6 protein-coding genes and 1 pseudogene are annotated in these 9,391 nt (G+C 40.4%); 1 reads left to right on the top strand and 6 read right to left on the bottom strand.

Translation table 11 applies throughout. From position 1 onward, the window contains the following. Window positions 1-397: 397 nt before the first annotated feature. From DRW07_RS09050 to DRW07_RS09030, 5 genes and pseudogenes are all read right to left on the bottom strand, one after another. Window positions 398-1,140 (bottom strand): annotated as a pseudogene (locus tag DRW07_RS09050) (integrase core domain-containing protein); the annotation flags it as partial. A 249-nt stretch (window positions 1,141-1,389) separates the two neighbouring features. After that, window positions 1,390-1,821 (bottom strand): GNAT family N-acetyltransferase, encoded by a 432-nt coding sequence (locus tag DRW07_RS09045; RefSeq protein WP_205665380.1) that lies wholly within the window; start codon window positions 1,819-1,821, stop codon window positions 1,390-1,392. A 230-nt stretch (window positions 1,822-2,051) separates the two neighbouring features. Further along, on the bottom strand, window positions 2,052-3,176 hold the full coding sequence (locus DRW07_RS09040; RefSeq protein WP_124027545.1) for a beta propeller repeat protein: 1,125 nt from the start codon (window positions 3,174-3,176) through the stop codon (window positions 2,052-2,054). Window positions 3,177-3,442: 266 nt separating this feature from the next. Continuing rightward, window positions 3,443-4,867: a TolB family protein gene (locus DRW07_RS09035; protein ID WP_124027544.1), complete on the bottom strand. Its 1,425-nt coding sequence runs from the start codon at window positions 4,865-4,867 to the stop codon at window positions 3,443-3,445. 500 nt (window positions 4,868-5,367) lie between these two features. Continuing rightward, entirely contained in the window at window positions 5,368-5,760 is a 393-nt protein-coding gene (locus DRW07_RS09030) for a hypothetical protein (RefSeq protein ID WP_124027543.1), read from the bottom strand. A gap of 452 nt (window positions 5,761-6,212) precedes the next feature. Here DRW07_RS09030 and DRW07_RS09025 point away from each other — a divergent pair, with 452 nt between their 5' ends. Continuing rightward, window positions 6,213-7,709 carry a serine hydrolase domain-containing protein gene (locus DRW07_RS09025; protein ID WP_124027542.1) on the top strand — a complete coding sequence of 499 codons (1,497 nt, stop codon included), beginning with the start codon at window positions 6,213-6,215 and terminating at the stop codon, window positions 7,707-7,709. A gap of 377 nt (window positions 7,710-8,086) precedes the next feature. Here DRW07_RS09025 and DRW07_RS09020 read toward each other — a convergent pair. After that, window positions 8,087-9,111, bottom strand: a protein-coding gene (locus DRW07_RS09020) for an IS3 family transposase (protein ID WP_124027541.1) whose coding sequence is annotated in 2 segments (ribosomal slippage) — window positions 8,087-8,898 and window positions 8,898-9,111 — 1,026 coding nt in all. Because the reading frame shifts where the segments join, the coding sequence is not laid out codon by codon here. Window positions 9,112-9,391 lie beyond the last annotated feature (280 nt).

Genomic DNA, 9,391 nt, shown 5'->3' with positions numbered 1-9,391 from the left:
AACACGCTCAGAGTTGACCGATGGTGAACACTTAGCGTAAAAATAAGCTTCGCCCAATGCGGGAAATCTCAGGTGTTCACGATGCGCCAGAATCGGTGTTCACGTTCAGCAGAATACGCAATACGACCGACCAGAATTAGACTATGTTTATGCGATGAAAGCATCGTCTCAATCTCGATTTACACACAAGATTTTATCTGGGGCCGAACATGGGGAACCACTGTTAGAAAAACATCCAGCAGTTCTCAATGATATTGTGTTGTGGGTAAGTACCGTCTTGCAGTCAGCTAGGCAATAATCTTGCTAACAATATAATGAATAAAGTGTAGTGGTTTAAAATGTAGAAGTCGGCATCTGATCTGACGACTATCAGTTTTTGGTTAGGTGGCTCGTCAGGTTAGTTTGCGCTCAGATTCTTCTCAGGCCAAACCAGTTTTCCATCAATAAGCGTTTCCATTGGCGTTCGGCCACAACAAATTTTTCCCTGATGGGGGTCGCTCATTGTTGTTGTAATTGAGCCAATCGTCCAGATCTTTCTGAAGCTCATCGATGTTCGTGTAAAGGTTTTTGCAGAACGTTACCTGATAAAATTCCTGTAGTATCGTTTTATGGAATCGTTCGAAGATACCATTTGTTTGTCGCGATTTCACTTTAGTTTTGGTGTGGTCAATATCGTTAACGGCCAGATAATCTGGTAATCATGATTATCAACCTTCCCAAAGTATTCAGTGCCTCTATCAGTCAATATACGCAGCAGAAGCAGCTTATGATGTTGAAAGAAAGGCAAGACCTTGTCATTGAGCATATCGGCGCTTATAGGCGTTTTCATCGTGTACAGCTTGGTAAAGGCCACTTTGGAATAATATTGACAAAGGTTTGTTGGTAGACCCTGCCAACGCCTTTGAGGGTGCCAACATAAAACGTGTCCTGAGAGCCAAGATAGCCAGAATGAGACGTTTCAATTTCACCACTGACTTCATCATCTAGCTTCTTCCTTTCCAGTGCTTGTACTTGATACTCCGTCAGACTGATGTTGTTGTCAGAAGCCATTTTGGCTTCTAGTGCGGCCAGACGGCCTTTGAAGTTAGCTAAACCGTGACGTAACCAAACTGAGCGAACACCACTTTGTGAAACTAACACCAAAAAATGAATCATTTTCCAAGTTTAGCTTTAGCTTATATGAACACTATGGCACTAAGTCCTGTTGCTGAAGTTCTTTCAATTATTCTTCAGTCACTTTTGAAAGTTCGAGCAATTCGCATTTGGTGATGAAGTGCTCGTTTAAATATTTAATTAATTCCACAAATTTCGAATTTCATAAAAAGAAGCTAACGCCCCGCGCATGCGCGCGGACTTGTGAGTGTCGCAGGGGCCGCAGTCCCCGAATTGCTATGGAACTTTCGTGTAGATGTCAGGGGCATAAACCTCCATAAAAGTGTCTGGTTTTCGCAGCGCCGTAAATCCATATTTTTGGTAAAGTCCATGTGCATTTGAGGTCGCAAGCGTAAATCGCCGAACTCCTTTAACACTTGAGTGGACCATTACTGCTTCCATTAACTTTCGAGATATTCCTAGCCCACGATATTCGGGCCAAACAATAACATCGACAAGATTTGCAAATGTCGCCTGATCGGTAATGATTCGACTGAAGCCTATCTGATCTTTACCTTTATAAGCGCCAAAACAAATCGAGTTTTCAATACTACGAGCTACTGTTTCGTAATTAATTCCCAGAGCCCAAGTACTTTCTGTTGTCAAAAAGTGATGAATTTTTGCGATATCAAGTAGTGACTTGTCATCGCTGACTGTTAATGCTGACACAAAACCTCCTTGACTTTTATAATGCCCGCTACACATGCGAGCGACTTGTTTTTCGATTTGAGCCGCAAAGCGGCTTTTTGATGGCGATTGTTAGTTTTTTCCAATTAATGTCTCGGATAGTAATTTCTCAGTGAATATTTGCGCTTGGTCCTGCTCTTTATTGTTTTGCGGCAGCAAAGTTCGAACCGATTGGTAGCCGATAAGCTCGCCCGAACCTTAATATTCTTGGGTTACTTATCAATGGTGATGGTAAAAATACCACCTTTATATAATCCAACTGCGAGATTGATTGTTTGCTCAGACTGAATGGCAGCAATACTTTTCCCTCCACCAAAAATATTGTCTTCATCATAAGCCTCAGAATGCCAGCTTGCTCCTTTGTCAGTCGTATATTCAAGAATCAATGGTTGGGGTTCATCAAATGATTTATTCCATCCAACTGTGAACACCGAGTCGCTATCGTTTTTGTCAACAATAAAATCAAAGTAGAATCGTGCTTCACTATTTTTTAAGAGGCTATTCCACGTTTCTCCATAGTCGTCAGAACGTATAATTCCACCTTCGCCAGATGCAATAACAGTTTGACCCTCTTTGATAATTATAATTGACTCAATTGTGCTAGGTTGCGGGAGATAATCTGTCACATCAATAAATTCAGTTGCAAGAGTTGATAAGTCTACCTTCCTTAATATCGGATTTTCGAAAGCGCCCTGTCCACCATAGAATGCTATATTACTCTCACGATCATAGGTAACTGCAAACATGCCTCTGCCAAATCCCTGCCAGAGCCCTGATAATAATTCCCATGAACTAGCCTCTGCATTTGAAATTGCCAACACATCTGTACCCACACCGAACAAAGATTCAGATACGGGGTCCCAAAATAGCCTATTAATGTTCTCGAAATTTCGTGACTCCCCAAACCCGAATTGAGAAGTACTAGTAGTCCAATTCCTTCCCATATCATGGCTGAGAGCTAATAAGTTTACGCCTCTATGTACAACCGAACCGATCAGTGAAGAGTCCGAGGTTAAAATGATATCCAAAAACTCCCAATCTTTACTTGTCAGTAACGACCATTTAGTTTCGTCTTTGGAGAAAAAAGAAACTCTTGACGCTTGGTACAACCCTCTATTTGTAGAGGCAAAAACAAATTGTTCAGAAATTAAAACATCCTGAATGATTAACCCTTTCAAGCCTTTATATTGCCATTCTATGTTTGGTCTATTTGGAACAAGAGTCTCAGATAAAGTTTCATCTTTGCATGACCAAACCAATACAGGAAGAAAAAACACTAGAAGCAGCTTAATAGCTTGTTCAGTATGACATAAAAAAAAACGAGAATTATCTTTCATGACGTGGTTTAGATAGATGTTACAAAGTGATAATCATATATTTTTTATTCAAAAAAAATTAACAGAACGTTCAAAAAAGTACGCTTTTCGTTCACTCCCTGAACAATAATTTCAACCCTTCTGCTAGTTCTGGAAACCATCAATTTGCATTGACCTTACTTCCTAGTTTTAGTAGTGTTATAGGGTTAAAAGAAAGAAAAAATGTATGATTAATCAGTATGTTGGATTCATGGTAAGGCCAGTACTTCTATTGCCTTCTTGGTTGCTTACGGCAGCTTTTCACGATACTCCAGACCGAATTCTACGAGCAGTGCGTCCAAAACCTCTCTATTATCCTGATCAATTACGGTGTCATATACCAAGGTGTAATATCCATTTGTAGATATATTTTCCAAGGCCTTTTTCTCGCCAATTAATTCGGAAAGCGCGATATACTCTAAATAGCAAACTATGATGTGGCTTAGTGTTCCTCCGGCGTCACTACTACCGAATGGGTGGCCTATTTGAATATTGGGGAAAAACTCCTTAATCCTGGAACGAAAAGCTTCTTTTTCAGGTTTGCCATTCATAACAACGTGCCAGTGAAATTGTTCATGAAGGTATGATGATAATAGTTTGGTTTTGCTTGATATATACTCTGGCTGTGTGCTCATTGTGAGGACTGGGTGACTATAAGGAGCTCTGGCTTTCTCATCTACTTGGATTTTCTTGGTGTAGAGGTATGGTGTTAAATCGTATTGCTTATGAAGATATTCTAAATCTGATTTTACTTTGAGCTCATTACTGCTCCCGTTTGCAGTTGTAATATTGACCTTTGGGCGCAACTCACTATGCGAGCGATTGCGAAATTGCTCTATAATCGATGCATCCACCCAAAAAATATTGGCGTTACCAGCATCATTTAAGCGATGAAAAATGAGGTACTTCCCATCTGGAGTAACGCTTGCAGCCGCATCCCACCCATCCGTATTAATCTTTGGGCCTAAGTTGATAGCTCTGCCCCAGGAACCGTCGTATTGCTTAAAGCTAATGTAGATATCTGATCCCCCAAATCCGCTTTTACGGCGGCTGTCCCACAGCAAGTAGGACTCGTCTGGGGCGATAAAAGGGTGTGCATTAAAAGTACCCGTATTCACAACTTCACTGAATGCCCGAGGTTTTTCACGCTTTCCATTAATGAGGCGCGAATATCGAATGACGCCATCGCCATCCTCAGAGCCCACTTCATCAAATACATAGGTTTCGGCAAGTGAGCTCGTCATGCGCATTATTCGAAATGGTTCAAAGTATTCACCGAGTTGTTTTACTTCAGACCAGCCTTCTTGAGTTTTTAGTTTAAATCGCTTCCCCAGGTGCATTAAATCGCCGTTTGGCGCCACCATAGGCTGACCTACTGGCTTTGAAATCACAGATTCTTTCCATTGATTTTCAATATTTTCAAACACGACAAATTCGAGACCTTCATCGGTTCCTGAGTCGCGTAAAAAATAAAATGCCTTCATATCTGGAGTGAATGTTCCTCCATAAGTATAGCGGTCAGTTGAGACCACGTCGGGTGCAAACTTTTGGGGCTCTGATTTCGGAGGTACTTGACCTAAGTATGGGCCTGTTAAATTAGTAGCTTGGCTGTATACAGTATAAGTGCTTCCAACAACCATCAGAAAAGCAACTGTGGCAGATTTTAAAGTCATCGTATTTCCTTCAAAAATTTTAGTTCAGTTTGGAGTTGAGTTAAGCGAACCCTTGAGTCAACGCGTTAGGCGTGACGCTTACGAGTGAAAAGAATGGCAACCAACGATGTTAAGACGATTGCAGCTGCAACGACGATAGCGAGCTCAAAGCCCAGTATGAGCACGGAAATGTTACCAGTTTGTACACTTGAACCCACGTACGGCGAAATCACGTAAGAAAACAACACTCCGCCCATTATGCAGCATGAGATCAAAGCTGGTATTACAATTTGGTCTTTTCTCCAAACCAGCCACAGTACAATTATGCCTAAAGCTATATGAGTAAACAGCTGCCAGACCTCGTGAAAGATAGCATGAGGGGGCCATTGAGGATTAAAAACATGGCTGACGTTCCATTCCAATATAGGAATTATGAGAATGTAAAATAATGCGCCAAGTGTTATAAGTAGTTTTGAAATACGAGGCATAGATATAACTCCAAAGTAATTTTTATCATGCGTTCATTTTTGCTGGCTTAGGATAACTAAGGCTAAGAACATGATCATGAACATCGCGATGGCAGATAATATGGTTGGGTCTGTCCACAGTGTGGCATTAAATTGGAACTCGTTGCTCCAAATCTTCGACCACCCCCTGAAGTGTTGAAAGGCAGCTACAACAAAGCCAAAACCCGCAATCTCTATGGCGACTAACTTAAGCAACCAATAATGAATAAACGGCAACAACAGCATCATGCCCAAAACGCCTATAACTGTCCTCTGCGTTCTGCAATAAGGGCATTCATAGACCAAGCCAGAAATATCCATCCACCATGTAATAATTGATATAACAATTGCGACAAGAGCGATAACTTTGCTGTTTTCAAGAATTTGATATGGGATTAAGCTTTTCATAGTTAGGTTTTTCTAATTGATTATAAAAATATCCTAACTTAGCAAGGCTGAACATAATTGACATTCAGTTCAGATTTATTGACCAATCATTCAAGTTGATAGAACTTTCGATAAGCGGTGATTTTTCACTCATTAACGTACAGAGGGTTCAATTTTCATGACCGATCGTATTGTTAGTGTAATCCGGCTATTAAAGTGATGCTAAGATTTCTAAAGCTTTTGAGTATAGCCTTTCAATATCAGCTTCTTCTGGTGTCAGCTCAATAAGACATTAGGATTGTTTTTTTCTTGGATTGTTAATTTGAACTTTGAGTCAAAAGTTGTGAACTAATTGCGCACAAAGTGGATTTTCCACTATCTATACTTGAAGTTTTACATCTCGTCATGTGCTGTATGAATAAATGTACATGCTGATTTTGCGACTCTCTCCAGGGCAATAAGGAATAAATGAATTGAATTACGTAAAAAAGGTTAATCAATTTCGCTACGCGATATATTTATCTCTTAGTTTCGTTGCGATGCAAGCTGGAGCCACGGCATCTTTTTCGGCTGGAAACATTGATAAGTATTTATCTGATAATGTCGACAGAGGAGTGTCTGCTTCAATTCTGGTGGTAAAAAATGACACCATCCTCATTAATAAAGGCTATGGTCTGGCAAACAGAGATTCTGGGTTAGCTAATTCTCCTTCAACAGTCTTTGATATTGGCTCATTAACAAAACAATTTACATCGGCCGCAATACTCAAGTTGGTTGAATTAGACAAACTTAAGTTAAGCGATACTTTAGATATCTATTTTAGTAACCTACCAGACGATAAAAAGCCGATCACAGTTCATCAATTACTAACTCATACTTCTGGTTTTAAGGAGTTTCCAGGCAGAGATTTTGATTCTGTTTCGAAAGAAGACTACTTTCAGACAGTATTTTCGAGTGAGTTAGAATTCACTCCAGGAGAGCGCTATAAATACTCAAATGTGGGATATAGCATACTTTCTTCCATCATTGAGCAGGTGGCTCAAACGAGTTATGAGACATTTTTAAGCAAGGTATTTTTTGAACCATTGCAAATGACGCAAACAGGATATCTGCTCCCAGATTGGAAGAGCTCAGAACTTGCTCATGGATACTATGAAGATTTTTATGACCGAGGTACATCAATCGAAAGATATGAAGAAGGTGGCGTATCTCCTATTCTTGTTGGGAATGGAGGCTTGCAGTCTACGGTATCTGATTTACACAAGTGGCTTATTGCACTTGATGACAATAAAGTCTTAAGTAAAGAATCAATTCAATTGTTAACTACAAAGCACGTTCAAACGCCAGCTCAAGTTGATGCTTCTCAACATTCAACTTCCTATGGGTATGGGTGGAAGATCGGATCTAACACATATTCAGAACATATAATTTCTCACAATGGTAATAATGGAACATTTCGATCATCCATAGTGTGGCGTCCAAATGAAGATTCACTTGTAATTTTTTTGTCAAATACAGAATCGAGAGGTACGCTTTGGTTAGCCTATGAGATTGACAAAATGCTGGCAAACGATACTTACCAACCTGACCCGATTGAGCCAAACCCTTTTCGAGTGATTGATGAATATGTCAAGAGAACAGAGACAGTCTCTGACATTAAGTTATTAGCGTATTATCAACTACAAACAGGGAATGATTCGATAAATTCTTCAGTCATTAATCACTTGACGAGAATCTATTTCCACTTTAATGAACACACAGATTGGGCGTTAGAGTTACTAAAACTAAATGTAAACTTACACCCTGATGATGGCAATTTATGGGATAGCTTGGGAGAGGGTTATATTCAACTGGGGCAGCGAGAATTGGCGCTTGCCAGCTTTAGAATGTCATTGACTTTGGCGCCTGAAGAAGGGTGTCATTGGTGTGAAAATGCGCAAAAAAAAATAGAAAGTCTAATGGTACGCTAGTTGTATGAGAGTATTAATAAGTACAAGTGTAGTGGTGTGATTACCAAGGGATGTTTCATCACATCGAAATGTTCTACAATCCGAAGCGTCCTCATACTGCCAACGACGTACATCACCAACAGAACATGATAGGCAGTATTTTAATGACATGGAGAGTGCCTAGAAAACTCAGGCCTTACTAACCTTAGTTCTATAGTTGACTAATAATTTGTTTCAATTAATGCCCAGCGCATTAGGTAAATCTTGGTTTATGGATTTTATGAGCGATAGTCTACATAACAAAGTCCGGTTCCGTACGTTCAATGTCATTGATCATTATAACCGCGAAGTGTTGTGCAATCCCCCCATTTTAAACAGCAGTAATTCGTAGAAATTCGCTAAGCTGCTTTCAATAATTGTTTGGGTGGAATACCGCCGATAGCCATATTAGGCCGTTCGTTATTGTATTTCCACAGCCAGTCCGTCGCTAATTCCTGAGCCTGTTCAACACTGTCAAAGACATACATGTTTAGCCATTCATGCCTCACTGTCCGATTGAACCGTTCAACATAGGCATTTTGGGTTGGCTTACCAGGTTGAATATAGAGTATCGTGATCTTGTGCTTATTTGCCCACGTGACCAATTCACCTGACAGATGTTCTGGGCCATTGTCACAACGAATAGCCGCAGGTTTGCCGCGCCATTCAATCACTTGTTCCAATGAACGGATAACTCGCAAGCTCGGTATCGATAAATCAACATCAATCGCTAAGCCTTCGCGATTATAATCGTCAATGGCATTAAATGTGCGTAGTGTTCGCCCGTCAATCAGGCTATCTGACATAAAGTCCATCGACCACACTTGGTTGATAGCGACAGGCACAATCAACGCTTCAGGTTTATCCCGCTTAATACGTAAGTTAAGCTCCAGCTCTCGGTAAATCCGATAAACACGCTTATGATTCCAACGGAGTCCTTTCATATTGCGCAAGTACAGAAAGCACAGCCCAAATCCCCACTGCTTATTGGCGTAGGTCAATCGCAATAACCAATCAGCTACCAACGCGTTCTCACCGCTCAGTTTGGCGTTATAGTGATAACAGCTTTCGCTGATACCCAGACTGCGACAGGCCAAACGGATGCTGACACTGTGTTCAACCACAGCGTTAATGGCCATCTCTTTACGCTGAGATGGCTTTACAACTTTCCCTCAAGGGCTTCCTTACGGATCTCTGCGACTAATCGCTCCTCCGCATACATCTTTTTGAGGCGCTTCATCAGTGACGCATCTATACCGCCAAATTTAGCTCGCCATTTGTAAAACTGGGCTGAACTCATGCCGTGCTCTCGACGTAAGTCAGGAACGCTGACACCGTTCTCGTTTTGTTTCAGTATCGCCAAGATCTTGGTAATCGCGGTTATTTTTGAAAATTATTGATCTGTTTTTGAAATTCACTTTCATTTTTGACAACGAAAATGCAATTCATTTTATGACGGCATTTATTGCCTATATATTTCGCAAACCACTATCTAAACTAATTCAGAGAATGCATAAGTTCAACTTTTTTTAAAACTTTAAATATGCTAGGAAAATGGGTAAAAGTCAGTGAGTTTATTGACTGTTAATTAAGCGAGGGCATTGATATAGAAGTGTTGTATGAACATAACTAGGGACAAAAAAACGCTTCTTGAATCTTAGTTT

Source organism: Paralteromonas sediminis (assembly GCF_003820355.1).
Classification (GTDB): domain Bacteria; phylum Pseudomonadota; class Gammaproteobacteria; order Enterobacterales; family Alteromonadaceae; genus Alteromonas_F; species Alteromonas_F sediminis.
Note: the sequence above shows the minus strand (reverse complement) of the source record. Positions and strands in the feature narration are given on the sequence as shown.